At 60.5% G+C, this 26,556-nt stretch carries 25 protein-coding genes; 16 read left to right on the top strand and 9 right to left on the bottom strand.

The genetic code is table 11. The features are described from left to right. Positions 1-57: 57 nt before the first annotated feature. Genes HKK52_RS25460 through mrcB form a run of 3 tightly spaced genes read right to left on the bottom strand, consistent with a single transcriptional unit; the run spans position 58 to position 3,471 of the window. Positions 58-393: a YqcC family protein gene (locus HKK52_RS25460; protein ID WP_169373056.1), complete on the bottom strand. Its 336-nt coding sequence runs from the start codon at positions 391-393 to the stop codon at positions 58-60. Further along, on the bottom strand, positions 393-1,130 hold the full coding sequence (locus tag HKK52_RS25455; RefSeq protein ID WP_133837737.1) for a hypothetical protein: 738 nt from the start codon (positions 1,128-1,130) through the stop codon (positions 393-395). Before HKK52_RS25455 ends, HKK52_RS25460 begins: the two co-directional genes overlap by 1 nt. A 16-nt stretch (positions 1,131-1,146) precedes the next feature. Further along, entirely contained in the window at positions 1,147-3,471 is a 2,325-nt protein-coding gene (gene mrcB / locus HKK52_RS25450; protein ID WP_169373055.1) for a penicillin-binding protein 1B, read from the bottom strand. A gap of 118 nt (positions 3,472-3,589) precedes the next feature. On the opposite strand from mrcB, the gene HKK52_RS25445 reads away from it, so the two are divergent. From HKK52_RS25445 to HKK52_RS25430, 4 genes are all read left to right on the top strand, one after another. Continuing rightward, complete coding sequence (locus HKK52_RS25445) at positions 3,590-5,146, top strand: bifunctional aminoglycoside phosphotransferase/ATP-binding protein (RefSeq protein WP_169373054.1); 1,557 nt, start codon at positions 3,590-3,592, stop codon at positions 5,144-5,146. 91 nt (positions 5,147-5,237) lie between these two features. After that, positions 5,238-5,582: a pentapeptide repeat-containing protein gene (locus HKK52_RS25440; RefSeq protein ID WP_169373053.1), complete on the top strand. Its 345-nt coding sequence runs from the start codon at positions 5,238-5,240 to the stop codon at positions 5,580-5,582. A 242-nt stretch (positions 5,583-5,824) separates the two neighbouring features. Beyond that, positions 5,825-6,097 carry a TfoX/Sxy family protein gene (locus HKK52_RS25435; RefSeq protein ID WP_007971093.1) on the top strand — a complete coding sequence of 91 codons (273 nt, stop codon included), beginning with the start codon at positions 5,825-5,827 and terminating at the stop codon, positions 6,095-6,097. A 15-nt stretch (positions 6,098-6,112) separates the two neighbouring features. Further along, positions 6,113-6,913: a Crp/Fnr family transcriptional regulator gene (locus HKK52_RS25430; RefSeq protein ID WP_169373052.1), complete on the top strand. Its 801-nt coding sequence runs from the start codon at positions 6,113-6,115 to the stop codon at positions 6,911-6,913. Positions 6,914-7,132: 219 nt separating this feature from the next. On the opposite strand, the gene HKK52_RS25425 is transcribed toward HKK52_RS25430, so the two are convergent. From HKK52_RS25425 to HKK52_RS25410, 4 genes are read right to left on the bottom strand one after another with little or no spacing between them, the layout of a single operon-like run. Continuing rightward, positions 7,133-7,984, bottom strand: coding sequence for a ChaN family lipoprotein (locus HKK52_RS25425; RefSeq protein WP_169373051.1), 852 nt, complete (start codon positions 7,982-7,984; stop codon positions 7,133-7,135). Between the two features lie 21 nt (positions 7,985-8,005). Further along, positions 8,006-8,773: a heme ABC transporter ATP-binding protein gene (locus HKK52_RS25420; RefSeq protein WP_169373050.1), complete on the bottom strand. Its 768-nt coding sequence runs from the start codon at positions 8,771-8,773 to the stop codon at positions 8,006-8,008. Beyond that, complete coding sequence (locus HKK52_RS25415; RefSeq protein WP_178117500.1) at positions 8,773-9,756, bottom strand: FecCD family ABC transporter permease; 984 nt, start codon at positions 9,754-9,756, stop codon at positions 8,773-8,775. Before HKK52_RS25415 ends, HKK52_RS25420 begins: the two co-directional genes overlap by 1 nt. Positions 9,757-9,806: 50 nt before the next feature. Continuing rightward, positions 9,807-10,679 carry a heme/hemin ABC transporter substrate-binding protein gene (locus HKK52_RS25410; RefSeq protein WP_169373048.1) on the bottom strand — a complete coding sequence of 291 codons (873 nt, stop codon included), beginning with the start codon at positions 10,677-10,679 and terminating at the stop codon, positions 9,807-9,809. Positions 10,680-10,842: 163 nt separating this feature from the next. Between HKK52_RS25410 and HKK52_RS25405 the strand changes: the two genes are divergently transcribed. Further along, positions 10,843-11,160 carry a Rieske (2Fe-2S) protein gene (locus HKK52_RS25405; protein WP_169373047.1) on the top strand — a complete coding sequence of 106 codons (318 nt, stop codon included), beginning with the start codon at positions 10,843-10,845 and terminating at the stop codon, positions 11,158-11,160. Here the strand turns inward: HKK52_RS25405 and sfsA are convergent. Both sfsA and HKK52_RS25395 read right to left on the bottom strand, forming a co-directional pair. After that, positions 11,157-11,870: a DNA/RNA nuclease SfsA gene (sfsA, locus tag HKK52_RS25400; protein ID WP_169373046.1), complete on the bottom strand. Its 714-nt coding sequence runs from the start codon at positions 11,868-11,870 to the stop codon at positions 11,157-11,159. The two genes, HKK52_RS25405 and sfsA, sit on opposite strands and share 4 nt — an antisense overlap. Continuing rightward, the gene (locus HKK52_RS25395) at positions 11,870-13,042 is read right to left on the bottom strand and encodes a pyridoxal phosphate-dependent aminotransferase (protein ID WP_169373045.1); all 1,173 of its coding nucleotides are present in this window, start codon (positions 13,040-13,042) and stop codon (positions 11,870-11,872) included. The genes sfsA and HKK52_RS25395 overlap by 1 nt, the downstream gene beginning before the upstream one ends. Positions 13,043-13,374: 332 nt before the next feature. On the opposite strand from HKK52_RS25395, the gene dksA reads away from it, so the two are divergent. The 11 genes from dksA (at position 13,375) to pgi (ending at position 26,530) form a co-directional block, all read left to right on the top strand. Further along, the gene (gene dksA / locus HKK52_RS25390) at positions 13,375-13,815 is read left to right on the top strand and encodes an RNA polymerase-binding protein DksA (protein WP_007902025.1); all 441 of its coding nucleotides are present in this window, start codon (positions 13,375-13,377) and stop codon (positions 13,813-13,815) included. Positions 13,816-13,892: 77 nt separating this feature from the next. Then, entirely contained in the window at positions 13,893-14,789 is an 897-nt protein-coding gene (gene gluQRS / locus HKK52_RS25385; RefSeq protein ID WP_169373044.1) for a tRNA glutamyl-Q(34) synthetase GluQRS, read from the top strand. A gap of 77 nt (positions 14,790-14,866) precedes the next feature. Further along, the gene (locus tag HKK52_RS25380) at positions 14,867-15,043 is read left to right on the top strand and encodes a hypothetical protein (RefSeq protein ID WP_003176118.1); all 177 of its coding nucleotides are present in this window, start codon (positions 14,867-14,869) and stop codon (positions 15,041-15,043) included. Next, entirely contained in the window at positions 15,027-17,981 is a 2,955-nt protein-coding gene (locus HKK52_RS25375; protein WP_169373043.1) for a sensor histidine kinase, read from the top strand. The genes HKK52_RS25380 and HKK52_RS25375 overlap by 17 nt, the downstream gene beginning before the upstream one ends. 22 nt (positions 17,982-18,003) lie before the next feature. Then, the gene (locus HKK52_RS25370) at positions 18,004-19,440 is read left to right on the top strand and encodes a sigma-54-dependent transcriptional regulator (RefSeq protein WP_169373042.1); all 1,437 of its coding nucleotides are present in this window, start codon (positions 18,004-18,006) and stop codon (positions 19,438-19,440) included. Positions 19,441-20,176: 736 nt separating this feature from the next. Then, positions 20,177-21,577, top strand: a complete 1,401-nt coding sequence (locus HKK52_RS25365) for a polynucleotide adenylyltransferase PcnB (RefSeq protein ID WP_054616641.1) — start codon at positions 20,177-20,179, stop codon at positions 21,575-21,577. A 3-nt stretch (positions 21,578-21,580) separates the two neighbouring features. After that, positions 21,581-22,072: a 2-amino-4-hydroxy-6-hydroxymethyldihydropteridine diphosphokinase gene (gene folK / locus HKK52_RS25360; protein ID WP_169373041.1), complete on the top strand. Its 492-nt coding sequence runs from the start codon at positions 21,581-21,583 to the stop codon at positions 22,070-22,072. 324 nt (positions 22,073-22,396) lie between these two features. Further along, complete coding sequence (panB, locus tag HKK52_RS25355; RefSeq protein ID WP_169373040.1) at positions 22,397-23,197, top strand: 3-methyl-2-oxobutanoate hydroxymethyltransferase; 801 nt, start codon at positions 22,397-22,399, stop codon at positions 23,195-23,197. Next, on the top strand, positions 23,194-24,051 hold the full coding sequence (gene panC / locus HKK52_RS25350) for a pantoate--beta-alanine ligase (RefSeq protein WP_169373039.1): 858 nt from the start codon (positions 23,194-23,196) through the stop codon (positions 24,049-24,051). The genes panB and panC overlap by 4 nt, the downstream gene beginning before the upstream one ends. Before the next feature lie 192 nt (positions 24,052-24,243). Continuing rightward, a complete protein-coding gene (gene panD / locus HKK52_RS25345) occupies positions 24,244-24,624 on the top strand; it encodes an aspartate 1-decarboxylase (protein WP_003228271.1) in 381 nt (126 codons plus the stop codon). Positions 24,625-24,865: 241 nt separating this feature from the next. Beyond that, the gene (gene pgi, locus HKK52_RS25340; RefSeq protein WP_169373038.1) at positions 24,866-26,530 is read left to right on the top strand and encodes a glucose-6-phosphate isomerase; all 1,665 of its coding nucleotides are present in this window, start codon (positions 24,866-24,868) and stop codon (positions 26,528-26,530) included. The last annotated feature ends 26 nt before the right edge of the window (positions 26,531-26,556 follow it).

The following is a 26,556-nucleotide window of genomic DNA, read 5'->3' as shown; positions in this document are numbered from 1 at the left end:
TGTGCTGAATGTTATGCCGCCTTCGCGAGCAAGCTTCGCTCCTACAGGGGATAGGTGTCAGCGGGAGGCGGTGATCAGCAGGTCGAACTCTTTGAGCAGGAGCTGAAGCTGTCGATCCTTGCCCTGGACATTGCGCGCAGCGAAGACCATCTCGGCCATTTCCTGAATACCCGACGCATTGGGCAAAGGCAGATCCTGTTCGAGGATCGCCTTCATGCGCGGCAGGAAAATCCATTGCAGCCATTGCTCGAAGTCCAAGGTGTCGACCGAGAACGGCTCGACACTGGACAGCGCTTCAACGCTTGGTGAAACCTCGTCCCACCAGCCCTGAATCCGCAGCTCACGCTCGATCAGCAGCAGTTGCTCGGCAATCTTTGGGAAACGAGCATCCATCACAGCGAAACCTTGGCCTTCTGACGGGCCAGTGCGGCGCCGGCGGAATCGCCCTGTTTCTCGCGAGCCTGAGCGATCAGCTCCCACAGGCTGGCCTGTAGATCCGGACGGCCATTGGCGAACGTCAGGCCACGACGGGCAAACTGTTCGGCCTGCGGTGCATCACCCTGAGCCATGCGCACCTGCGCCAAGCGATAAAGCACTTGCGGTTCACGCGGGGCAACGCGCTGGGCACGCTCCAGGCTGGAAGACGCACCGTTGAGGTCGCCACCGGCCTGTTGCTGTTGCGCAGTAGTCAGCAATGCCAACACTGGACCGTCCAGTTGTTCGTCGGCAGACAGGCCACCACCGGTGCTCGCTGAAGGAATCCCGGTCGGCGCCGACGGCATGCTGTAGCTGCCTTGATTGATCGGTGCGGACTGAACCGGCGACGTATCAATCGGACCCGGCGTAATCGGCCCAGGCGTGATCGGCGAAGTGCTGATCGGCGCCGAGCTCACGGCACCACCACCCGGCACCATCACCACCACACCGGTATCACCTTGCGGGATCGCCTGAGGCTGGCCTTGTACTGGACGTTTCACGGTCGTCTGGCGGAAACCGCCATTCGCCTGAATCCGTTCACTGTTCGATACCGCGCTGCCGGAATCCACGACCGGGATCGAACCGCGCTGTACGGAGGAACAACCGCTGAGCAAAGCCACGGCGGTAACCGCTGGAATCAACCACTTGTTCACTTGAAACCCTCTTTGCTTAATTCATCCAGCCCTTGACCCAATCCATCACCGTTTCGCCAGAAGCAGGGGTTTCCCCACCGCAAGCGGCGCCGGGAGGCGGTTCGCTGCCGCGAATATACGGCATCTGCACCGCGCCTGGGCAGTTGGCATCAGAGCCTTGCCCTGTGCGCGAATCGACCCAGGCCTGGACAATATTGTCCGGCTGCGGCATGTCCAGTGGAAGTGGATCGGCCTTGCGCATGAAACTGGTCCAGACCTGCAACGCGCCGGTCGCACCGGTGAACGGGGTCTTGCCGTTATCGTCGCGGCCCAGCCACACCACTGCCAGCAGATCCTGACTGAAACCGGCGAACCAGCTGTCACGAGAATCGTTACTGGTACCGGTCTTGCCCGCCAGCGTCAGGGTTTTCGGCAGCACGTTGTAGACCGAGCTGCCGGTGCCTTCACGCATGACCCGCTGCATGGCGCTCTGGATCAGGAAAATCGACGCCGGATCGAAACGCTGCTGAATCTGGAATGGATAACGCTTGAGCGGCTCGCCTTCGGCAGTCAGCACGCTGCGAATCCCGCGCATCGGCGTATTGAAACCGCCGTTGGCCAAGGTCTGGTACATGGTCGCCACTTCCATCGGCGTCAGGCCACCCGCACCCAACAGCATCGACGGGAATGCCGGGAACTCACGAGTCACACCCAACCGCGCCAGGGTCTTGAGGACATTCGGCACGCCCAGTTCCAACCCGAGACGCGCAGTCGACAGGTTGTACGAATGCGCCAGCCCCTGATACAGGAACACCGTGCCGTGGGAGCGGCGATCATAGTTCTGCGGCTTCCAGACCTGGCCGTCCGCGCCCTTCACCGAGAAGGCATCGTCCGACAGCCAACTGGTCAAGCTGTACTGGCTTGGTTTCTCAAGCGCCGTCAGATAAACCGCCGGCTTGATCAACGAGCCGATCGGTCGCACCGCATCCAGCGCGCGGTTGAAACCGGCAAAACTCGCCTGGCGACTGCCGATCATGGCCTGGACTTCGCCGGTTTCCGGGTTGGTCACGACCATCGCCGCTTCGACGTCATCCGAACCCTTGCGCCCGGCCAGGCGCTTAAAGGTGTCGTTGACCGAGGCTTCGGCTTTCATCTGCAGGATCGGGTCGAAACTGGTGAAGATCCGCAGGCCTTCCTCGGTCAAGTCTTCGTCACGATAGTCTTCGCGAAGTTGACGTTTAACCAGATCGATAAAGCCCGGGAACGAGCTGTCGGCCAGCTTGCCGCGAGTGGTCACACCCAATGGCATGGCTTTCGCCGCAGCGACTTGTTCGGCAGTAGCAACACCCTGCTGCTCAAGCACATCAAGCACCAGGTTGCGTCGCTCCAGCGCCCGCTCAGGATTGCGACGCGGGTTGTAATAGGACGGGCCCTTGACCATGCCCACCAACAAAGCGACTTGATGCAGTTTCAGTTCGGACAACGGCTGGCCGAAGAAGAACTGGCTGGCCAACCCGAAACCGTGCACTGCACGCTGACCGTCCTGACCGACAAACACTTCATTGAGGTAAGCCTCAAGAATTTCCTGTTTGTCGTAATGCAGTTCCAGCAGCATCGCCATCATCGCTTCGGTGAGCTTGCGGGTCAGGCTGCGTTCGCTGGTCAGGTAGAAGTTCTTGACCAATTGTTGCGTCAGCGTACTGCCGCCCTGGGTCATCTTGCCGCCAGAGGTGTTGACGTAGACGGCCCGCGCAATCGATTTCGGCGACACGCCCCAGTGGTGATAGAAGTCCCGGTCTTCCACGGCGACCAGGGTCTCCAGCAGATACGGCGGCACCTGATCGATCTTGATCAGGATGCGGTCTTCGAGGTTCTTCGGGTAAATCCCGCCAATCATCAGCGGCTCAAGGCGCACCACCGACAGCTTCGAACCGTTGGTCGCCGAGAGTTCGGCCACGTAGTCGCCGGAGAACCGCACGCGCACGGGCTGGGCTTTCTCCATGCCTTCATAGAACTGGAAGCCGCGAGTATTCAAGTCGACGGTATTGCCGTTGACCGCCGCCGCACCGGGGCCGTTGCTCACGGCTTCGCGTCGATAGCCCAGGGCATCGAGTTCGGTGAGGAAGTCTTCCTTGCTCAGCTTCTGGCCGGTGAACAGCTCAAGCGGGCGGGCATACACCTTGGCCGGAATGGTCCAGCGCTTGCCGGAGAACTTCTCCTGGACGATCGCGTCGAGGTAAACCGCGAACCCGGCGAGCACGACGAGGCCGACCAGGCTGAGTTTAATGGCCCAGCTCAGCCAGGGGCTCATGCCCTTGGAAGGTGGTTTTTTTTTGCTGCGAGGGGATCGAGTACGAGTCATGGCGGCGGATTATACGCACTTTATTCATACTCAACAGGAGCCTGCCGAGGTTTGCGTCAGCCGGACTTGCGGCCATAATGACGGCCGTGAATTTTCCCCAGACTCTGAAGGATCGCCTGTGAGCCAGTCCCTGATCGCCGCCCTGCAAAACCCGGCCCTCTACCCGCATCCCGTCGAAGGGTTCCAGGTTATCGAGACCCATATCTCCTGGGTCATCCTCACGGGTCCCTTTGCTTATAAAGTGAAGAAACCGGTGAATTTCGGCTTCCTCGACTTCACCAACCTCGATGCCCGTGAACATTTCTGCGGCGAAGAGCTGCGCCTGAACCAGCGCCTGACCAACGATTTGTATCTGGAAGTGTTGCCGATTACCGGCAGCGTCGAAGCACCACAACTGGGCGGCGATGGTCCGGTCGTCGATTTCGCCCTGAAAATGCGCCAGTTCCCGCAAAGCCAATTGCTCAGCACCCTGCAAGCCAATGGCGAACTGACCACCGCACACATCGACGAGATGGCCGCACAAATCGCGCAATTCCACCTCACCGCGCCGAAAGTACCGGCCGAACACGACGCCGGGACCCCGGATAGCGTGATGGCACCGGTGCGCCAGAACTTCGAGCAGATTCGTCCGTTCCTCAGTGACAAGGCCGATCTGCTGCAACTCGACGCCCTGCAAGCCTGGGCCGAAAGCAGCTTCGAACGCCTCAAGCCACTGTTTGCCCAACGCAAGGCTGACGGTTTCACCCGCGAATGCCACGGTGACATTCACTTGGGCAACGCTACCGTGATCGACGGCAAGGTCGTGATCTTCGACTGCATCGAATTCAACGAGCCGTTCCGCTTCACCGACGTCTATGCCGACACTGGCTTCCTGGCGATGGACCTGGAAGACCGTGGCCTCAAGAGCATGGCGCGCCGTTTCATCAGCCAGTATCTGGAACTGACCGGCGACTACCAGGGCCTTGAGGTGCTGAACTTCTATAAAGCCTATCGTGCACTGGTTCGCGCCAAGGTCAGCCTGTTCAGCATGCCAGCCGAAGCCGATCCGGTGCAGCGCGCCACCACCCTGCGCCAGTACCGCAACTACGCCAACCTGGCCGAAAGCTACAGCACAATTCCTTCGCGTTTCCTGGCGATTACCCACGGCGTTTCCGCTGTTGGCAAAAGCCGTGTGGCGATGCGTCTGGTCGAGGCACTGGGCGCCGTTCGCCTGCGCTCGGATGTGGAGCGCAAGCGCCTGTTCGGTGAGCAGACCGTGCCGAACGATCCACAGGCCGGCATCTATAGTGCCGACGCCAGTGCGGCGACCTACACCCGCCTGCATGACATCGCCGCGGTGATCCTGCGCGCCGGTTTCCCGGTGGTGATCGATGCCACCTACCTCAAGCGCGACCAACGTGACGGCGCGGCCAAAATTGCCGAAGCCACCGGCGCACCGTTCCTGATTCTGGACTGCAATGCGCCGCAAGCTGTGATCGAGAGCTGGCTGGCCCTGCGTCAGGCAGACAAAACCGATCCGTCCGACGCCAACCTGGCCGTTATCGCCGACCAGCAAGCCAGCCGCGAAGCGCTGACGCCAGCCGAGATTCTGTGCAGCAAACGCGTTCAAACCAATGAAAGCGGGACCCTCGACACGGTTGTGGCGCAGATTCGCCAACGCATGCCAGGCCTGTAAGAAACTATTTCAGCCGTGGAGCCTTCGCCGGCTTCACGGCAGTCAAATAGTGGCACTATACTGGCGTCATAAAACCAACAGGTGATGTGACATGAGCCAGCCGAAACTTCTCGACACCCCGCTTTATGCCTTGCTGCACAAAGACGACATCGCAGGTTTCAACAAGGAACGCCCGACGGACGGCCCCATCGACATGGTCGGTGGCGATTTCCGGGGTCTTGACCTGCGTGAGCTGAACGCCGATGGCGTCGACTTTACCGATGCGTACTTCCGCTCCGCCGACCTGCGCGGCATCGACTTTCGCAATGCGTCCCTGGAAGGCGCGAGCCTGGCCCATGCGCAAATCTCCGGCGCCTACTTCCCGCCAGAGCTGAGTGCCGACGAGATCCTGATGTCGATGAACTTCGGTACACGCTTGCGTTATCGCACCCGCTGAAACGACCATTACCTGACAAGTCCAGCGCCCCCGCCTTGCGCTGGACGCCGCGCGTTATCTGCCGCAACCACTGATCTCCTGCACCTTCTCCTACTGCGTCTGCAGCCAATTCTTTCGCGCCAAGCGCTTGCCTCTTAGAAGCATTTGCCTCGAATCCGACCAAACAATCACGCTTTTCCTACTGATGGCTACACTCCTCAAAGGCTCGCCCACGCACCGTTCGGCTGTCGCAAGGAGGCTTGATGAATGATGAACTGCAACACCTGAAGAATCTTGGCAAGACGTCGGCACAATGGCTGCATGCCGTGGGCATCCACAGTGCCTCGGACTTGCGTCGCCTGGGGGCGGTGGATGCTTATCGGGCCGTGCGTACGCGCGGGTTCCGGGCGTCGAAGGTGTTGCTGTATGCGATCGAGGGCGCCCTGATGGATGTGCACTGGAACGACATCCCCGCTGAACGCAAGGAAGCCTTGAACAAACAACTGGAAGCCATCTCCTCACGCCACAAGAATTGAACAGGCGCCATCGCCATGTACCTGCTCGGGGAACAACCGGCTTACGCCGACACACTGATCAATCGCCTGCAAAACCTGCCCGCGCGGTTACTGGAGGGTTTATCGCCCTGCGGCCCGGCCCTGGAGTTTTCCGCCGTCGACGACCTCGCGACGGTATTGCCCGGCAATCAATTGTTCTTGCTCGACAACGGCCTGCTGCACGGCTGCGTCGACCATCGTCCCTTGTTCTATTTGCATGAAGGCGATCTGGTCGGCCTGCGCCAAGGCGTTGAGCTGCCGCATTGTCGCTTGCGCAGCGACGGCCCGCTGTCCTTGATCCCTTACCTGCGTGCCGAGGTTTTCCAGCATATTTATGCCGAGCCGCAGCGTTCGGAGTTGTTCCTGCAATACCTGGTCGGCCAGACGGCCCTGTTGTCCGACGCGGTCGCCCGCCTGAAACAACCCGAATACCGCAGCACCCACGGCTTTCAGCGCGTGGCCAGCGGCGAAGTGCTGATCCAGCAAGGCGATGAGGCCGATCATGTGTTCGTCATCATCGAAGGCCATGCCGAAGCGTTTGTCGACGGGCATAAAGTCGGCGATGTGCCCAAGGATGAGATTTTCGGCGCCATGGCGGTATTCACCGGCGAAAAACGCAACGCCAGTGTGATCGCCCGCGAACCGAGCACGGTGATGCTGATTCCCAAGGACCAGTTTCTGAGCCTGACGCAAAGCAATCCGAAGATCGCCCATAGCCTGATCGAGAGCATGGCGCGGCGCATCGACCTGCTTAACAAGCAGATCACCCAGCTGAGCGCGGCTAAAATTTCAGGCTGAAGCCCGGTGATTTCAAGGCCTGCAGGCTAATTTGAAATAAATGAGAAATCAGCGGTTGACTTGGTAATGAGAATCGCTATGATTATCACAACTGGTCGCGAGACTGGTCGATATTCTGAAAAGCCCTTGGTTCGGACTCTCAGATTATCTCCTCATCAGGCTAATCACGGTTATTTGACCCGGCTCTTGCCGGGTCTTTTTTTGCCTGTGAAAAAGTGCTTACTGGCTCATCTGCTTGCGCATCTCAGCGCAGTAATCCGGCGCTGGCCTGGCAGGCGTGTACCAGACGTAATCGGCCATGGCCGACGTGACCTCACTGCCCTGCTGCGCCAGCATCAATACGGTGGGGGCTTCGGACTCTCCCAAGTCCAGCACATGCAGCGGCACGCCGACATCCTTGCGCGCATGGTAGGCACCGGCGATCAACATTGACGGCTTGGGTGCTGCGATCAGCCGTTCGGCGATGCGCCGGTCACGTTGTTGCTGCACCGCCAGCATCGCCGGCATTTGTGATTGAGGCAGCAGGCCGCAATGGGAGCCGCTGATTTGCTCCAGCAGCTCTTTCTTCACCGACGGGGCATTGCTGCGCGAACCGCTCACGGTCGTTGGCTGGGTGTAGAAAGCCCGAACTTCAGTGTTGTCGAGATTGGCCGCCAGCAGTGGATAAGGCTGACCCAAGGCGAAGCGCACAATCGGCCCGTACAAATCCCAGTCCCAACCCGATTGCCAGGCTAATGCGCCAGGCAGATCAGTTGGAAGTGTCGAGGCATGGCGCACGTCATCGACGCGCGGTTGTTGATCGGGCGTGAGCATTTCCAGCAGCAGGCTGCCTTGAGGTCGCTGCTGCCCCAGTTCCTGGAGCAACCACAATTGCAGTTGATGGTGATCGCGGTTGTCGTGCTGTTCACCCACAATCAGCCGTGATGGCTTGGCCAACCGTACGACCAGTTCTTGCGCCGTCAGCGACTGACCGTTGCGCAAGTCGCGAATCTCGCCGGTGATCGGTGGCGGCGCCGCAACGTGCTGGCAGGCACTCAGTAGTAATGCAGCCAGCAGCAGAATCCCTCGCATGTTCTCACCTCGATGAATGACTCAGCGGGCGATGATCAGCGGATGCCCACGCTCCGGGTGCGGTTGCACCAGCACTTCCAGTCCGAACACCGCTTTGAGTGGTTCCGGCCGCAGCACCTGCTCCGGTGTATCCAACGCCACCGGTCGCCCGCCTTCAAGCAGCAAGATGCGATCACAATAACGCGCCGCCAGGTTCAGATCATGCAGGATCACCATGACCGCCGCACCGCGATCAGCGAATTCGCGCACCGCTTGCAAGGTGGTGTGCTGATGCAGCGGATCGAGCATCGAGGTCGGCTCATCCAGCAGTAAAGTCTGCCCCGCCTCCCCCGGCCAGAGTTGCGCCAGCACCCGCGCCAGATGCACCCGCTGACGCTCACCGCCGGACAGGGCCAGGTAACTGCGACCGCTCAGGTGCCCGGCATCAGCGGCGGTCAATGCTGCGGCGACGATTTCATCGTCGCGCACCCGGCCGCTTTGATAAGGCAAGCGGCCCATGCCGACCACTTCCTCGACGCGAAAGCCGAAGTCCAGGGTCGACACTTGCGGTAGAACCGCCAGTCGCTGAGCGCGCTGGACGCCGGTGCATTGCCGCAACTCCAATTGATCGAGCCAGACGCGCCCCTCATCGGGATGCAGCTCACCGCACAACGCCCCGAGCAACGTACTCTTGCCGGCGCCGTTCGGTCCCAGCACACCGAGGACTTCGCCCGGCTTGAGTTCGAGGGTGATACCCGTCAGCACGGTTTTGCTGCCGCGACGGATCGACAGGTTTTCCGTACGCAGCATCAGGCAGGTCTCCTGAGCAGCAGGAACAGGAAGAACGGCGCGCCAATGAAGGCAGTGACGATACCAATCGGCAATTCGGCGGGCGCCAGGGCCAGGCGCGCCACCAGATCGGCGAACAACAGCAGACTCGCACCGGCCAACACCGAGGCCGGCAGCAACACTCGATGATCAGGCCCGGCCAGCAGCCGCACCAGATGCGGCACCACCAACCCGACAAACCCGATCATCCCCGCCGCCGCCACCGCTGCACCGACACCCAGCGCGGTGCAGAACACCAATTCACGCTTGAGCCCTTCGACATCGATGCCCAGATGACCCGCTTCCGATTCCCCCAGCAGCAACGCATTTAAAGCTTTGGCCCGGCGCGGCAACCACAGCGCCACACCGGCAGTGACCAGCAGCAACGGCCAGAGCCGCGAATAACTGGCGCCGTTGAGGCTGCCCAGGTTCCAGAAGGTCAGCGTGCGCAACGTCGCGTCATCCGCCAGATAAGTGAACAACCCCACAGCTGAACCCGCCAGCGCCGTCAGCGCTATACCCGCCAACAGCATGGTTGCGACATTGGTTTGCCCGTTACGTCGGCCCAGTCGATAGACCAATGCGGTCACGCCGAGCCCACCGAGAAACGCACATAACGACAAAAGATAAGGCCCGAACGCTTCAGGCAAACCACCGAACGCCGAGCCACCGACAATCGCAATCGCCGCACCCAACGCCGCGCCACTGGAAACCCCGACCAGCCCCGGATCAGCCAATGGGTTGCGAAACAGCCCCTGCATCGCCACCCCGGACAGCGCCAGCACACCGCCCACCGCCAAGCCCAACAGCGTTCGTGGAAGCCGAATCTGCCCAAGAATCAGTTCAGCCTGCTCCAACCCATCCGGGGCAATCGGCACTCCGATCAGCCGCAGCGCCGCCCGCAACGTATCGAGCAGCGGCAAGCTCACCGGGCCCAGGGCCAGCGACAACCAGATCGCCAGCAAACACAGCAGGCTCAAGCCAATAAAGAGTGCGCGAGGTTTGACCAGCGTGGTCATTGGCCGGTCGCGCCGGGATAGAAACCGTCGGAGAGCTTTTTCAGCGCCTCAGGCAAGCGTGGTCCCAGCCCGCCGACCAGCAAGGTCGGATCAAGCTCCATGACGCGCCCGTCCTTGGCCGCGCGGGTCGAGGACAGGATCGGGTTTTCCTTGAACAACGCCGCACGGGCCGCGTCGCCGGTCAACGCGCGATCGGCGAACACCAGCACTTCGGGATTCAGACTGGCCAGGGACTCGTTGGAAAAAGGTTTGTAGCCGGTATGGGTAGCCAGGTTGTGGCCACCGGCCCGTTGCAGCAACCAATCGGCGGCAGTGTCCTTGCCGGCAATCAACGGCTTGCCGCCCGCGTTGCCGATCAGCAGCAGTACACCCGGCGCTTTGTGTTTGAGCTGGGTCTCGGAGACCCGGGCTTTTTGCTGATCCAGTTGCTGTTGGTACACCTGCCACGCTTGCGAAGCCTGATCTTCAGTGCCGAGCAGCTTGCCCAGGTGCCCCAGATTATTTTTCAAGGCAGGCATATCCGGCTGGGCGGAAAACAATTCAACCTGTACGCCAGCGCTGCGAATCTGCGAAAGCACCGGTGGCGGCCCCATCTCTTCGGTGCCGACCAAAATCTGCGGGCGCAGGCTCAAGATGCCTTCCGCCGACAATTGCCGCTGATAGCCGATGCTCGGCAACGCCTTCAGGGATTCGGGATGCTGGCTGGTGGTATCGACGCCGACCAGTTTCGACTCGCCGCCCAACGCGCTCACCCACTCCGACAAGGCGCCGCCGGCACTGACCCAACGTTGCGGCAACTCGGCCGCGCTGGCCTCGTGACTGACCAGCAGTCCGACACACAGCGCGACAACGCGGGTACTCAGGCGCATAAACAGCTTCCTTAAAGGGTTTTCCCGGGCATCCGGCGGACAGGCCAAGTATCCTCGGCAGATCGCACGCGCCCCATGGGCGGGCGGCCATTTGATAATTGTTTGCATTTGCACGTCAAGCCCGGACATATCTCGTCACGAGCCGCGCCCCTTGAGGATAGACATGAAGTTTCTTTGCCCAGGCCCAGAGTTGGCCGATGCCAGCAGTCGCGGTTTCGACATCGACGGCCAGAAGCTCTTCGCCGTGCGCCGGGCGGGTCAGGTTTACGTCTATATCAACCGCTGCCCGCACCGGGGCGTCGGCCTGGAATGGAAGCCCGACCAGTTCCTGGACCCGAGCAACAGCCTGATCCAATGCGCCACTCACGGCGCACTGTTTCTGATCGAGGACGGCGAATGCGTCGCCGGCCCCTGCGCCGGGCAATTCCTGACCGCTGTCGACTGCCGCGAAGACGCGCAAGGGATCTGGATCAGCCTTTAACCGTTGAGCAACACGTCAAGACGTCGATCCACCACCATTCCTTCGTGGCTAAGCTGCACGCCATAAGCCAGCACCTCGACCCCACACGCCACCGCCTCACGCAACGCGGCGGCGTAGGCCGAGTCGATTTCTTCGGCCGGTCGCACCGCCTCAATACCGCTGAGATTGACGCAATACAGCTGCACCGCGCGAATCCCGTCCCGAGCCAAATGGGCCAGTTCGCGCAAATGCTTGGCCCCGCGCTGGGTCACCGCATCGGGAAACGCCGCCACCGCTGTACCGTCGTAACCCAGGGTGACGCTTTTGACTTCCACGTACGCCGGCCCGCTCGGGTAATCGAGGCGGAAATCGATACGGCTGCTTTCCTGACCGTAGGCCACTTCTCGTTTCAGCTCAGTAAAACCGTTCAACTCGGTGATCACGCCAGCGCGCAGCGCCTCTTCGATCAAGCCATTGGCGCGCCCGGTGTTCACGCAAAACAGCCGCCCTTGCGGGGTTTCGCCGATTTCCCAGGTGCCGGGCAACTTGCGTTTTGGGTCGTTGGAGCGACTAAACCAGACCTGCCCGCCCTCGACCTGGCAATTGAGCATCGAGCCAGTGTTAGGGCAGTGAATAGTCAGCAACTCGCCGTTAACGGTTTCGATATCGGCGAGAAAACGCTTGTAACGACGAATCAACCGACCTTCTTCGAGGGGAGGATGAAAACGCATCAGCCTTGCCAGCTCTTCAAGCCGCGAGCGATACGCTCCACCGCTTCCTGCAAACGCGGCAGGCTTTGGGTGTAGGCAAACCGCACGTGATGCCCGGCCTGGTAACGGCCGAAGTCCAAGCCGGGAGTAATCGCCACATGCTCGGTTTCGAGGAAATGTCGGCAGAACGCGAAGGCATCGCCGCCGAACTGGCTGATATCAGCGTACAAGTAGAACGCACCTTCCGGCTCCACGGCGATACCAAAACCGAGTTCACGCAGGGCTGGCAGCAGGAAATCGCGACGACGCCCGAATTCGGCGCGGCGCTCTTCCAGGATGGCGATGGTGGCGGGCTCGAAACAGGCCAGCGCGGCATGCTGGGCCATGCTCGGGGCGCTGATGTAGAGGTTCTGCGCGAGTTTTTCCAGTTCGCCGACCGCCGCTTCCGGCGCCACCAGCCAGCCGAGGCGCCAACCGGTCATGCCGAAATACTTGGAAAAACTATTCAGGACGAAAGCGCTGTCATCGACTTCCAGCACACTGGCGGCGTCGGTGCCGTACGTCAGGCCGTGGTAAATCTCGTCTACCACCAAATGACCGTGACGTTGCTTGATCGCCGCCGACAGACCGGCCAGCTCATCACGCGTGAGGATGGTCCCGGTCGGATTGGCCGGCGAGGCCACCAGGGCGCCGACGCTGTCGTGATCCCAATGCCGCGCTACCAGGTCCGGGGTCAGTTGATAGCGCACGTCGGGACCGACTGGCACCAGCTGCGCAGCGCCCTCCACCAGGCGCAGGAAATGCCGGTTGCACGGGTAGCCCGGGTCCGCCAGCAGCCAGTGTTTGCCGGGGTCGACCAGCAAGGCGCTAGCCAGCAGCAACGCACCCGAGCCGCCCGGCGTCACCAGAATTCGCTGTGGATCGATGTTCAGTCCGTAACGCTGCTGATAAAAGCCGGAAATGGCCTCACGCAGTTCAGGAATGCCCCGGGCGGCGGTGTAACGGGTCTTGCCCGCGGTCAGCGCGGCCTGGCCGGCCTGGATGATCGGCTCGGCAGTGGTGAAGTCCGGTTCGCCGATTTCCAGGTGAATCACGTCGTGGCCGGCGGCTTGCAGTTCATTGGCCCGCGCCAGCAGCGCCATGACATGGAACGGTTCGATCGCACGACTGCGCGCACTGTAGGGCTGAGCCATTAGCCTTCCTTCAACGGGGAAAAGAATCGATTCTACCTATCCACTGGAACGAGCGAGAACCTAAAGCGGTCAGAGCCGTATAACCGGGGCTGCAAACGACTCAAGCGAGTGTCTCAGCTTTGACTAAAATCAATATTTGATCAGGTCTCCACCACCACCAGACAAGGCTTTGCAATCATTTGCAAGCCCTGCGGGCCACTACCTCGACATCCGGGAGTAGCGCGCCCCGTTTTGATCTGGTAAGTTCGCCCGCTTGCAGCCGCAGGGCCGGCAGGTGTCGGTGATGGAGCAATCCTGCGCAATGGATTACAAGAGTAGAGGCGGTCCATTTCATGCCCACCCAAGCAAAGCAGCAAAACCAGTCGATCAGCGGCTTCGAACCCTACAAAGAAGTTAAGGGCGAGGAGTACATGGGCAAGCCCATGCGCGCTCACTTCACCAAGATCCTGAACAAGTGGAAACAGGACTTGATGCAGGAAGTCGACCGTACGGTTGATCACATGAAAGACGAAGCGGCCAACTTCCCTGACCCGGCAGATCGTGCCAGCCAGGAAGAAGAATTCAGCCTTGAATTGCGCGCCCGTGACCGTGAGCGCAAGTTGATCAAGAAGATCGACAAGACGCTGCAATTGATCGAAGACGAAGAATATGGCTGGTGCGAGTCCTGCGGCGTCGAGATCGGCGTCAAGCGACTGGAAGCCCGCCCTACCGCCGACATGTGCGTTGACTGCAAGACCCTGGCGGAAATCAAGGAAAAGCAAGTCGGCAAGTAATCTCGACTTGAACGAAAAACGGAGCGTGCGAACGCTCCGTTTTTGTTTCTGATGTTTTTTGGCTTTAAATACTGCCCATGACTGCCATCGCCTCCTCCCCCTACATCGGCCGCTTTGCCCCCACGCCCAGCGGCCATTTGCACTTCGGCTCGCTGGTCGCCGCGTTGGCCTCGTACCTTGACGCCCGTTCAGTGGGCGGCCGCTGGTTGATGCGCATGGAAGACCTCGACCCGCCACGGGAAGAACCCGGCGCCCAGGCTGCCATCCTCAAGGCCCTGGAAAGCTACGGTTTCGAGTGGGACGGCGAACTGGTGCGCCAGAGTGATCGCCACGACGCCTATGCCGAAGTGCTCAATCGCCTGTTCAACCATGGCCTGGCCTACGCCTGCACCTGTTCGCGCAAGCAATTGGAGCCGTACCACGGCATTTATCCGGGCCTGTGCCGCAACGCCGGGCACGGCACCGAAGACGCGGCCATTCGCCTGCGGGTGCCGGAGCTGGAATACCACTTCATCGACCGGGTGCAAGGCGAGTTCCGCCAGCACCTGGGCCGGGAAGTCGGCGACTTCGTGATTCGCCGCCGCGACGGGCTCTACGCCTATCAACTGGCCGTGGTACTCGATGACGCTTGGCAAGGCATCACCGATATCGTGCGTGGCGCCGACCTGCTCGATTCCACGCCACGCCAGCTCTACCTGCAAGAACTGCTCGGCCTGCGCCAACCCCGGTACTTGCACGTGCCGCTGATCATCCAGCCGGATGGCAACAAACTCGGCAAATCCTACCGCTCACCGCCATTGGCTGAAGATCAGGCCACGCCATTGTTACTGCGGGCACTGCGGGCGCTGGGACAGAATCCGGGCAGCGAACTGGTTTACGCCACGCCACGGGAAGTACTGGATTGGGGCATCGCCCACTGGGATGCATCGAAGATCCCGCGCACACTGACCCTGCCCGAAGCGCAACTGCAGTGATGGCACTTGCAGTCGCGCCGCCATCCGTTACCATCGCCGCACGTTTTCGGGCACGCGCATAAAAAAGAGAGGCCGGGATGTACATCTATCGCTTGGTCCTGCTTCTGGTCGTGGGGATCTACCTGTTCTCCCCAGCCATCATGGATTGGTGGATCGACGCCACTGGCGCCTGGTATCGCCCGTACCTGCTCTGGCTGATTCTGATCGTCGTGACCTTCATCCTGCAGAGCCAAAAAGATGCCGATGAGCTTTAGCCTCACCCAGATGCTGCTGATCAGCGCCGCCTACCTGGCTGCGTTGTTCGGCGTCGCCTGGATCAGTGAGCGCGGAATGATTCCGCGGGCGATCATTCGCCATCCATTGACCTACACCCTGTCGCTGGGGGTTTACGCCAGTGCGTGGGCGTTTTATGGCACGGTCGGCCTGGCCTATCAGTACGGCTACGGTTTTCTTTCCAGTTATCTTGGGGTCTCCGGCGCATTTTTGCTGGCACCGGTGTTGCTGTACCCGATCCTGAAGATCACCCGCACCTATCAACTGTCGTCGCTGGCGGACTTGTTCGCTTTTCGCTTCCGCAGCACCTGGGCCGGCGCGCTGACCACGATTTTCATGCTGATCGGCGTGCTGCCGCTGTTGGCATTGCAGATTCAGGCCGTGGCCGACTCCATCGGCATCCTCACCCGCGAGCCGGTGCAGCATCGCGTGGCCCTGAGTTTCTGCGCGCTGATTACCCTGTTCACGATCTTCTTTGGTTCGCGGCACATTGCGACGCGGGAGAAACATGAAGGCCTGGTGTTCGCGATTGCCTTTGAATCGGTGATCAAGCTGATCGCCATCGGCGGCGTTGGCTTGTACGCGTTGTACGGGGTGTTTGACGGCCCGCAACAGCTCGAACTGTGGCTGCTGCAAAACCAGACCGCCCTCGCCGCCCTGCACACGCCGCTGCAAGAAGGCCCGTGGCGCACGCTGTTGCTGGTGTTCTTCGCCTCGGCGATCGTGATGCCGCACATGTACCACATGACCTTTACCGAAAACCTCAACCCACGCTCGCTGGTCAGCGCGAGTTGGGGCTTGCCGCTGTTCTTGCTGCTGATGAGCCTGGCAGTGCCGCTGATTCTCTGGGCCGGACTGAAACTCGGCGCCACCACCAACCCGGAATACTTCACCCTCGGCATCGGCATCGCCGCCAACAGCAAGGCCCTGGCGCTATTGGCGTATGTCGGCGGACTGTCGGCAGCCAGCGGTTTGATCATCGTCACCACCCTGGCGCTGTCCGGGATGGCGCTCAACCATTTGGTGTTGCCGCTGTATCAGCCGCCGGCCGAAGGCAATATCTACCGTTGGCTGAAGTGGACCCGCCGGGCGCTGATCGTTGCGATCATCATGGCCGGCTATGGTTTCTACTTGCTGCTGGGCGCGGAGCAGGACCTGGCCAACCTCGGTATCGTCGCCTTCGTCGCCACGTTGCAATTCCTGCCGGGCGTGTTGTCGGTGCTGTACTGGCCGACCGCCAACCGCCGCGGTTTCATCGCCGGTTTGCTGGCGGGGATTCTGGTGTGGCTGGTGACCATGTTGATGCCGCTGGTGGGCAATCTGCAGGGTTTCTACATTCCGCTGCTGAACATGATCTACGTGCTGGACGACACCAGTTGGCACATGGCGGCGATTGCTTCGCTGGCTGCCAACGTTTTGATGTTCACCCTGATTTCGCTGTTCACCAACGCTAGCCCGGAAGAAGCCAGCGCCGCCGAAGCCTGCGCCGTGGACAACGTTCGTCGCCCGCAACGCCGGGAGTTGCACGCCGCCTCGCCTCAGGAATTCGCCACGCAACTGGCCAAACCCTTGGGTGCCAAGGCTGCGCAGAAAGAAGTTGAGCAAGCCCTGCGCGATCTCTATTTGCCATTCGACGAGCGCCGGCCTTACGCCTTGCGCCGTTTGCGTGACCGCATCGAAGCCAACCTCTCCGGCCTGATGGGGCCGAGCGTCGCCCAGGACATGGTCGAAACCTTCCTGCCTTATAAGGCCGGTGGCGAAAACTATGTGACGGAAGACATCCACTTCATCGAAAGCCGTCTCGAGGATTACCACTCGCGCCTCACCGGCCTGGCGGCTGAACTCGATGCCCTGCGCCGTTACCACCGCCAGACCTTGCAGGAACTGCCGATGGGCGTCTGCTCCCTGGCCAAGGATCAAGAGATCCTGATGTGGAACAAAGCCATGGAAGAGCTGACCGGGATTGCTGCGCAGCGTGTGGTCGGTTCGCGCTTGAGCACTATTGGCGATCCGTGGAAAGAATTGCTCCAAGGCTTTATCAACCTGCCCGACGAGCACTTGCACAAACAGCACCTGGCCCTCGATGGCCAGACCCGCTGGCTGAACCTGCACAAAGCGGCGATTGATGAACCGCTGGCGCCGGGCAACAGTGGTTTGGTATTGCTGGTGGAAGACCTGACCGAAACCCAGATGCTCGAAGACAAACTGGTGCACTCCGAGCGGCTGGCGAGCATCGGTCGACTGGCGGCGGGCGTGGCCCATGAAATCGGCAATCCGATCACCGGCATCGCCTGCCTCGCACAGAACCTGCGCGAAGAGCGCGAGGAAGATGCCGAGCTGACGGAAATCAGCGGGCAGATTCTGGAGCAGACCAAACGCGTGTCGCGGATCGTCCAGTCATTGATGAGCTTCGCCCACGCTGGCAGCCATCAACACAGCGATGAGCCCGTCTGTCTGGCCGAAGTGGCCCAGGATGCCATCGGCTTGCTGGCCCTGAACCGACGCAATTTCGAAGTACAGTTCTACAACCTGTGCGACCCCGATCACTGGGTCGAAGGCGATCCCCAGCGGCTGGCCCAGGTGTTGATCAACCTGCTCTCCAACGCCCGCGACGCCTCGCCGCCGCACAGTGCGGTACGGGTCAAAAGCGAAGCCGGCGAACACACGGTCGATCTGATCGTGGAAGACGAAGGCAGCGGTATTCCGAAGAACATCATGGACAGATTGTTCGAACCTTTCTTCACCACCAAGGATCCTGGCGAAGGCACCGGTCTGGGCCTTGCACTGGTCTATTCCATCGTTGAAGAGCATTATGGACAAATCACCATCGACAGCCCGGCTGATGTTCAAAGCCAACGCGGTACCCGTATCCGGGTGACATTACCGCGTCATGTCGAAGCGACGTCCGCTGTGAACTGAGACCGTCGAGAGTATCGAATCAATGCCGCACATTTTGATCGTCGAAGACGAAACAATTATCCGCTCCGCCTTGCGCCGCCTGCTGGAACGTAATCAGTATCAGGTCAGCGAAGCCGGATCCGTGCAGGAAGCACAAGAGCGTTTCAGCATTCCCACGTTTGACCTGATCGTCAGTGACCTGCGCCTGCCTGGCGCCCCGGGCACTGAACTGATCAAACTCGGTCAGGGCACTCCGGTGCTGATCATGACCAGCTACGCCAGCCTGCGTTCGGCCGTCGATTCCATGAAGATGGGCGCGGTGGATTACATCGCCAAGCCTTTCGATCACGATGAGATGCTCCAGGCTGTCGCACGCATCCTGCGTGATCGCCAGTCGGCGCCTGCCGCCGGTGAACCGGTGGTCGGCAAAGCCGCCAATGGCGCCGCAAAGCCGGGCGTCGATAACAGCAATGGCGAGATCGGCATCATCGGTTCCTGTCCGCCGATGCAGGACCTGTACAGCAAGATCCGCAAAGTCGCGCCCACCGATTCCAATGTCCTGATCCAGGGCGAGTCCGGTACCGGTAAAGAACTGGTGGCCCGCGCCCTGCACAATCTCTCCAAACGCGCCAAGGCACCGATGATTTCGGTGAACTGCGCGGCCATTCCGGAAAGCCTGATCGAGTCCGAACTGTTCGGCCACGAAAAAGGCGCGTTCACTGGCGCCAGCGCCGGGCGAGCCGGTTTGGTAGAAGCAGCCGACGGCGGCACCCTGTTCCTCGATGAAATCGGCGAACTGCCACTCGAAGCGCAGGCTCGCCTGCTGCGTGTGTTGCAGGAAGGCGAAATTCGTCGTGTCGGTTCGGTGCAATCGCAGAAAGTCGATGTACGCCTGATCGCCGCGACCCACCGGGACCTCAAGAGCCTGGCGAAAATCGGCCAGTTCCGTGAAGACCTTTATTACCGTCTCCACGTGATTGCCCTAAAACTGCCCGCTCTGCGCGAGCGCGGTGCCGACGTCAACGAAATCGCCGAGGCCTTCCTGAAGCGGCAGAGCGCGCGGGTCAACCGCACCGATCTGAAGTTTGCCCCGGACGCCGAGCAGGCGATTCGTCACTACACCTGGCCGGGCAACGTGCGCGAGCTGGAAAACGCGGTCGAACGCGCGGTGATCCTGTGCGAGAGCCCGGAAATTTCCGCCGAGCTGCTGGGGATCGACATCGAACTGAGCGATCTGGACGATGACGATTTCATCGGCCTGCCGCCACAACAGGGCAGCGCCGCCGGTAACAACAGCCATGAGCCGACCGAAGACCTGTCGCTGGAAGACTACTTCCAGCACTTCGTCCTCGAGCATCAGGACCACATGACCGAAACCGAACTGGCCCGCAAACTCGGGGTCAGCCGCAAATGCCTGTGGGAACGCCGCCAACGCCTGGGCATTCCACGGCGCAAGACCGGGGTGGCCAGCGAGAGCTGAACGTCACCTGTCCGGTGTGCGGGTAACACGTGATTTTGTGAAAAAACTGTTACCTCAGTCTTTTCACGTAACAGAAGCCGGGGCTTACGGTAACGAAGCCCCGGTTTTTTTGTGCCTTGAAAAACCTCGTTACGCGGCTTAACCCCTTGTTTTGCTGGGCTTCGCAAAAGTTGGCACGCACCCTGCTATATGTTTAGTACAAGAACAATAACAAGCAATGCACAAGACAATAAAAATAAGACGAATCGACTCACGCACAATAAAAACAAGACGGCGAGAGGCGCAGCTAACTGATTCTTTTGGAGAGGCGTTGTATTTGGGGCTTGCCCCACGACCAGGCCGAGAACAACAAAAACTGTCCTAAGACAGAGCCTGAACTGGTTGGATCGCAAGATCACTGCAACACAGCGACCAAAGCAATCCGTTTGCTCTTGGCTCCCGATTGGGAGGGTCATGAAGGAAAAACTTCATGGCGAGGGCACTTAACAAAAACAAAAAGCCCGAAACCAATAATAAAAATAGAGCATGCAACTACTTCTTGGGGAGCTTCGGCTCCCCTTGTAGTTTCTGCGATTTGATAAAAATACCCCGATTGCCCTTCGTTTCCCTTGTAGCTTGCGGCTTGCAGCTCATATCTGCTATGTCCTACACCATCCCCCGACTAAATGCTAGAATCCCGGCCCATCATGCGGTCATTCTTCGTTATGGCCGAACATTCCTTCAAACAGTGCATCCCATGCTGAAGAAGTTGTTCCAGTCATTCCGTTCGCCCAAGCGTCATACGCAACACATCCGCAGCACGCCTGAAGTGCTCAACAGCGGCCAACATTCGCTGCAGAAGGGGCAATTCAGCCGCTACGCGGTGAATATCGTCGAACGCCTGCAGAACGCCGGTTACCAGGCTTATCTGGTTGGCGGTTGCGTGCGTGACATGATGCTCGGCATCACGCCAAAAGATTTCGACGTCGCCACCAGTGCCACCCCAGAACAGGTACGGGCCGAATTCCGCAACGCGCGGATCATCGGTCGTCGCTTCAAACTGGTGCACATCCACTTCGGTCGCGAAATCATTGAAGTCGCGACCTTCCGCGCCAATCACCCGCAAAACGATGAAGAGGAAGACAGCAACCAGTCTTCCCGCAACGAGAGCGGGCGCATTCTGCGCGACAACGTCTACGGCACGTTGGAAGAAGACGCGCAACGCCGCGACTTCACCATCAACGCCTTGTATTACGATCCGGTCAGCGAGCGCATTCTCGACTACGCCAACGGCGTACACGACATCCGCAATCACCTGATCCGCCTGATCGGCGACCCGAAGCAACGCTACCAGGAAGACCCGGTACGGATGCTGCGGGCCGTGCGTTTCGCCGCCAAGCTGAATTTCGGTATCGAAAAACACAGCGCCGCGCCGATCCGTGACCTGGCGCCGATGCTGCGCGAGATTCCGTCTGCCCGCCTGTTCGAAGAAGTGCTCAAGCTGTTCCTTTCCGGCCATGCCGCGGACACCTTCGAGATGCTGGTCGACTTGCAGCTGTTTGATCCGCTGTTCCCGGCCAGTGCCGAGGCGTTGGAATACAACCCGACCTACACGCACACGCTGATCAGTGAAGCGCTGATCAACACCGACCTGCGGATCAAGCAGAACAAACCGGTGACCCCGGCGTTCCTGTTCGCCGCATTGCTGTGGCCTGCCCTGCCGGCACGCGTGTTGCGTCTGCAGGAACGCGGCATGCCGCCGATTCCGGCGATGCAGGAAGCGGCTCACGAGCTGATCGCCGAACAGTGCCAGCGCATTGCGATTCCGAAACGCTTCACCATGCCGATCCGCGAGATCTGGGACATGCAGGAACGCCTGCCACGCCGTAGCGGCAAGCGCGCCGACCTGTTGCTCGACAACCCGCGGTTCCGCGCCGGTTACGACTTCCTGCTGTTGCGCGAAAGCGCCGGCGAGCAGACCGATGGCCTGGGCGAATGGTGGACGGATTATCAGGACGCCAACGACAGCGAACGTCGCGACATGATCCGCGACCTCAGCGGCAAGGATGACGGCACCGGCGCCCCGCGCAAGCGTCGTCGCAGCGGTGGCGCCAAGCGCAAGCGCGCCGCCGGCGCCCCGAGCACTACGGGCGAGTAAGTCATGGAACGCATCTACATCGGCATGGGCAGCAATCTGGCTGACCCCGCCGAACAGTTGCGCAGCGCCGTCACGGCGCTGGCGCGGTTGCCTCAAACCGAGCTGATCGGGGTTTCCGGGTTTTATCAAAGCGACTCGTTGCTGCCCGGCCAGCCGCGCTACACCAACGCCATCGCCGCCCTCGACAGTGCCCTCGCGCCGCTGGAACTGCTCGATGCGCTGCAAGCCATCGAGAACGGCCAGGGCCGCGAGCGCCTTGAGCGTTGGGGGCCGCGCACGCTGGATCTCGACATCGTGCTGTTTGGTGATCGCCTGATCGAAGAACCTCGCCTCAAAGTCCCCCATTACCATCTGCAGGAACGCGCCTTCGTGCTGTATCCACTGGCCGAACTGGCGCCTGGGGATTTGCGCCTGGCGGATGGCCGATCACTCAGCGAATTGCTCGAAGCGTGCCCGTTTGTCGGGTTGGAACGCCTTCCCCAAACTGCACGCTAGTCCTCTGTAGGAGCAAAGCTTGCTCGCGATAACGGTCTGATATTCAGCCTCATGCTGACTGACCGAACGCAATCGCGAGCTAGCTTTGCTCCTACAGGCGTCTATTTCCCCCGGTAACACCCCCACCGTAACAACGCGGTAACACACACAATTGACTTCCCGAGTCCTCCTCACGACTATAGGCGTCCCGCTGCCGCCAACGCGGCGCTAAAGGGCGCAATCCAGGCCTTATAAGCACGACAAAAGACCGTGCGCCTGAGTAAATGAAGAATCACGCGCGTTACTCGCAGTAGTTTCCATAGCGCCTGAACGAGGATTTTTTACATGCCAGCCATCACCCTGACCACGCTCCAGAGCCTCAAGCAGAAAGGTGAAAAAATCACCATGCTGACCTGCTATGACGCGACCTTCGCCCACGCCTGCAATGAGGCCGGTGTCGAAGTGCTGCTGGTGGGCGACTCCCTCGGCATGGTCTTGCAAGGTCACGACAGCACCTTGCCAGTCACCACCGCGGAAATGGCCTACCACGTAGCGGCCGTCAAACGCGGCAACACCGACGCCCTGATCCTCGCCGACCTGCCGTTCATGGCCTACGCCACCACCGAACAAGCCATGACCAACAGCGCCCTGCTGATGCAGGCCGGTGCGCACATGATCAAGGTCGAAGGGGCATTGTGGCTGGCGGACTCGATCCGCCTGCTGGCCGAACGCGGTGTGCCTGTGTGTGCGCACATGGGCCTGACCCCGCAATCGGTGAACATCCTCGGTGGCTACAAAGTCCAGGGTCGCAGCGAGAACCAGGCGCGGCAGATGCGTGCTGACGCCATCGCTCTGGAACAGGCTGGCGCCGCCATGCTGCTGCTGGAATGCGTACCGAGCGAGCTGGCGCTGGAAATCACTCAAGCCGTCGGCATTCCGGTGATCGGCATTGGCGCTGGCAGCGGCACCGACGGCCAGGTCCTGGTGCTGCACGACATGCTCGGCCTGTCCATCACCGGCCGCGTGCCGAAGTTCGTGAAGAACTTCATGAATGGCCAGGCCAGCATTCACGCCGCCTTGAGCGCTTATGTCGCGGAAGTCAAAGCCGCCACTTTCCCAGGCATCGAACACGGATTCTCTGCATGAACACCGTCAAAACCGTCCGCGAACTGCGGGCTGCCGTGGCCCGTGCCCGCGGTGAAGGCAAGCGTATCGCCTTCGTACCGACCATGGGCAACCTGCACAGCGGCCACGTCGCGCTGATTACCAAAGCCTCCCAACGGGCGGACTTCGTGGTCGCGAGCATCTTCGTCAACCCGCTGCAGTTCGGCGCCGGCGAAGACCTCGACAAATACCCGCGCACCCTGGCGGCCGACCAGGAGAAACTGCTCCAGGCCGGTTGCCACTTGCTGTTCGCCCCGACCGTCGAAGAAATGTACCCCGACGGCATGGCCGGTCAGACCCGCGTCAGTGTTCCGCAATTGTCCGAAGGCCTGTGCGGCGCCAGCCGTCCGGGGCATTTCGAAGGTGTGGCGACGGTGGTCAGCAAGCTGTTCAACATGGTCCAGCCTGACCTGGCGGTCTTCGGCCAGAAAGACTTCCAGCAACTGGCGGTGATTCGCGCGCTGGTGCATGACCTGAACATGCCGATCCAGATCATCGGCGAACCGACCGTACGCGCCGCCGATGGCCTGGCGTTGTCGTCGCGCAACGGTTTTCTCAGCGAAGAACAGCGAGCAACTGCACCGGTGGTGTATCGCACGCTGGCGACGATTGCCGACGCCATTAAACAGGGTGAGCGCGATTATCCGGCGTTGATCGACGGGCAGGTTAAACAGCTCGAAGCGGCGGGATTGCGTAGCGATTACCTGGAAATCCGCCATGCCGTGACCTTGCGTCCGGCGACAGCGCAAGATCGAGACCTGGTGATTCTGGTGGCTGCGTTCCTCGGCACCACGCGGTTGATCGACAACTTGCACTTGAATCTCGACGCATCCTGACATCGCAGAAACCTGTAGGAGCGAAGCTTGCTCGCGAAGACGTCATATCTGTCGATGGAGATGTCGAACGTGACGGCCTCTTCGCGGGCAAGCCTCGCTCCTACCCGTTACTGCGCGGCTTAGCGTTGTATTGCTGCCCCTCAAGCCTTCGGGCAATATGCCCGCCGTTCGATTCCGACCTGGGAAACACTCATGCACGCCATCATGCTCAAGGCCAAGCTGCACCGCGCCGAAGTCACCCACGCAGTTCTCGATTACGAAGGTTCTTGCGCCATCGACGGCGAATGGCTGGACCTGTCCGGCATCCGTGAATACGAACAGATCCAGATCTATAACGTCGACAACGGCGAACGCTTCACCACCTACGCGATTCGTGGCGAAGAAGGTTCGCGAATGATCTCGGTCAACGGTGCCGCAGCGCACAAAGCCAAGGTCGGCGACCGGGTGATCATTTGCGCCTATGCCCACTACAGCGAAGCCGAACTGCTCAATTTCAAGCCGCGCATGCTCTACATGGCGCCGGGCAATGAGCTGAGCCACACCAGCAATGCCATTCCGGTCCAGGTCGCCTGATCTGGCCATTCTGCCCGGCAGCCATCCGTCTGTCGGGGCGTTTGCTGTTTCAATGTTAAAAAAGTACAGAAAACGAGTCATACAAAGCGAAGACAGAACCACACGCGAGGTTTACTGTTACCGCCCTGCGCTATTTAATCGTGTCCACGCAGATTGACCGGATGTAGCCCACCCAGTGGTCGAGACATTCCGGGATCTTCAGTGTCTTAAAGGCAGTTCAAGCAAAAGGAAAATCGCAGCGATGGCGTACTACCGCACTCCTCATGACGTTACCGCTCTGCCCGCCTGGCAAGCGTTGAAAGAACACCGCCAAGCCATGCAGGATTTCAGCATGCGCGAAGCATTCAATGCCGACCCGCAGCGCTTTACTCAATTCACCCTTAGCAGTTGCGGTCTGTTTCTCGATTATTCGAAGAACCTGATCAACGCCGAGACCCGCAATCTGCTGGTGGGCCTGGCCAACGAAGTCGACCTCAAGGGCGCGATCAAGGCGCTGTTCGACGGCGAAATCGTCAACTCCTCCGAAGGCCGCCCGGCGCTGCACACTGCCTTGCGTCGTCCGGTGGGCGACAAGTTGTCGGTCAACGGCGTCAACGTGATGCCGGAAGTTCACAAAGTGCTGAACCAGATCACCGACCTCGTGGGCCGCATTCACGACGGTCTGTGGCGCGGTTACACCGAGAAGCCGATCACTGACGTGGTGAACATCGGCATCGGCGGCTCGTTCCTCGGCCCTGAGCTGGTCTCCGAAGCGTTACTGTCCTACGCCCAGAAAGGCGTGCGTTGCCATTACCTGGCGAACATCGACGGCAGTGAGTTCCACGAACTGACCATGAAGCTGCGCGCCGAGACCACGCTGTTTATCGTCTCGTCGAAATCCTTCAACACCCTCGAAACCCTGAAGAATGCCCAGGCCGCACGCGCCTGGTACCTGGCCCAGGGTGGTTCGGAAGCCGAGCTGTATCGTCACTTCATCGCCGTATCCAGCAACAATGCTGCGGCCGTGGCGTTCGGTATCCGTGAAGAGAACATCTTCCCGATGTGGGACTGGGTCGGCGGGCGTTACTCGCTGTGGTCGGCCATTGGTTTGCCGATTGCCCTGGCCATCGGCATGTCGAACTTCAAGGAGCTGCTGTCCGGTGCCTACACCATGGACCAGCATTTCCAGAGCGCACCGTTCGAACAGAACATGCCGGTGCTGCTGGCGTTGCTCGGCGTCTGGTACGGCAACTTCTGGGGCGCGCAAAGCCACGCGATCCTGCCGTACGACCACTACCTGCGCAACATCACCAAGCACTTGCAACAGCTGGACATGGAATCCAACGGCAAGAGCGTGCGCCAGGACGGCACGCCAGTGTCCACCGATACCGGTCCGGTGATCTGGGGCGGCGTCGGCTGCAACGGTCAGCACGCCTACCACCAGTTGCTGCACCAAGGCACCCAGCTGATCCCGGCCGACTTCATCGTGCCAATCGTCAGCTTCAACCCGGTGTCCGACCACCACCAGTGGCTGTACGCCAACTGCCTGTCCCAAAGCCAGGCCCTGATGCTCGGCAAGACCCTTGCCGAAGCTGAAACCGAGCTGCGCGACAAGGGCTTGAGCGAGGAAGAAGTGCACAAGATCGCCCCGCACAAGGTGATCCCGGGCAACCGTCCGAGCAACACCCTGGTGGTCGAGCGCATCAGCCCGCGTCGTCTCGGCGCGCTGGTGGCGTTGTATGAGCACAAAGTCTTCGTGCAAAGCGTGGTCTGGGGCATCAACGCCTTCGACCAGTGGGGCGTGGAGCTGGGTAAAGAGCTGGGCAAAGGCGTTTACAACCGCCTGGTCGGCAGCGAAGAAACCCCGGCTGACGATGCTTCGACACAAGGCCTGATCAACTACTTCCGCGGTCGTCACCGCGGCTAACGGCCTGAATCCTGTAGGAGCGAAGC

Origin of the sequence: Pseudomonas sp. ADAK2 (assembly GCF_012935755.1) — a bacterium.
GTDB lineage: Bacteria > Pseudomonadota > Gammaproteobacteria > Pseudomonadales > Pseudomonadaceae > Aquipseudomonas.
The sequence above is the reverse complement of the archived record's forward strand: the minus strand, read 5'-3'. Positions and strand labels throughout refer to the sequence as shown.

Coding starts and splice junctions, on each gene's coding strand:
- HKK52_RS25460 (WP_169373056.1), bottom strand. CDS start 393: ATGGATGCTCGTTTCCCAAAGATTGCCGAGCAACTGCTGCTGATCGAG.
- mrcB (WP_169373055.1), bottom strand. CDS start 3,471: ATGACTCGTACTCGATCCCCTCGCAGCAAAAAAAAACCACCTTCCAAG.
- HKK52_RS25440 (WP_169373053.1), top strand. CDS start 5,238: ATGAGCCAGCCGAAACTTCTCGACACCCCGCTTTATGCCTTGCTGCAC.
- HKK52_RS25435 (WP_007971093.1), top strand. CDS start 5,825: ATGAATGATGAACTGCAACACCTGAAGAATCTTGGCAAGACGTCGGCA.
- HKK52_RS25430 (WP_169373052.1), top strand. CDS start 6,113: ATGTACCTGCTCGGGGAACAACCGGCTTACGCCGACACACTGATCAAT.
- HKK52_RS25425 (WP_169373051.1), bottom strand. CDS start 7,984: ATGCGAGGGATTCTGCTGCTGGCTGCATTACTACTGAGTGCCTGCCAG.
- HKK52_RS25420 (WP_169373050.1), bottom strand. CDS start 8,773: ATGCTGCGTACGGAAAACCTGTCGATCCGTCGCGGCAGCAAAACCGTG.
- HKK52_RS25410 (WP_169373048.1), bottom strand. CDS start 10,679: ATGCGCCTGAGTACCCGCGTTGTCGCGCTGTGTGTCGGACTGCTGGTC.
- HKK52_RS25405 (WP_169373047.1), top strand. CDS start 10,843: ATGAAGTTTCTTTGCCCAGGCCCAGAGTTGGCCGATGCCAGCAGTCGC.
- sfsA (WP_169373046.1), bottom strand. CDS start 11,870: ATGCGTTTTCATCCTCCCCTCGAAGAAGGTCGGTTGATTCGTCGTTAC.
- HKK52_RS25395 (WP_169373045.1), bottom strand. CDS start 13,042: ATGGCTCAGCCCTACAGTGCGCGCAGTCGTGCGATCGAACCGTTCCAT.
- dksA (WP_007902025.1), top strand. CDS start 13,375: ATGCCCACCCAAGCAAAGCAGCAAAACCAGTCGATCAGCGGCTTCGAA.
- gluQRS (WP_169373044.1), top strand. CDS start 13,893: ATGACTGCCATCGCCTCCTCCCCCTACATCGGCCGCTTTGCCCCCACG.
- HKK52_RS25380 (WP_003176118.1), top strand. CDS start 14,867: ATGTACATCTATCGCTTGGTCCTGCTTCTGGTCGTGGGGATCTACCTG.
- HKK52_RS25375 (WP_169373043.1), top strand. CDS start 15,027: ATGCCGATGAGCTTTAGCCTCACCCAGATGCTGCTGATCAGCGCCGCC.
- HKK52_RS25370 (WP_169373042.1), top strand. CDS start 18,004: ATGCCGCACATTTTGATCGTCGAAGACGAAACAATTATCCGCTCCGCC.
- HKK52_RS25365 (WP_054616641.1), top strand. CDS start 20,177: ATGCTGAAGAAGTTGTTCCAGTCATTCCGTTCGCCCAAGCGTCATACG.
- folK (WP_169373041.1), top strand. CDS start 21,581: ATGGAACGCATCTACATCGGCATGGGCAGCAATCTGGCTGACCCCGCC.
- panB (WP_169373040.1), top strand. CDS start 22,397: ATGCCAGCCATCACCCTGACCACGCTCCAGAGCCTCAAGCAGAAAGGT.
- panC (WP_169373039.1), top strand. CDS start 23,194: ATGAACACCGTCAAAACCGTCCGCGAACTGCGGGCTGCCGTGGCCCGT.
- panD (WP_003228271.1), top strand. CDS start 24,244: ATGCACGCCATCATGCTCAAGGCCAAGCTGCACCGCGCCGAAGTCACC.
- pgi (WP_169373038.1), top strand. CDS start 24,866: ATGGCGTACTACCGCACTCCTCATGACGTTACCGCTCTGCCCGCCTGG.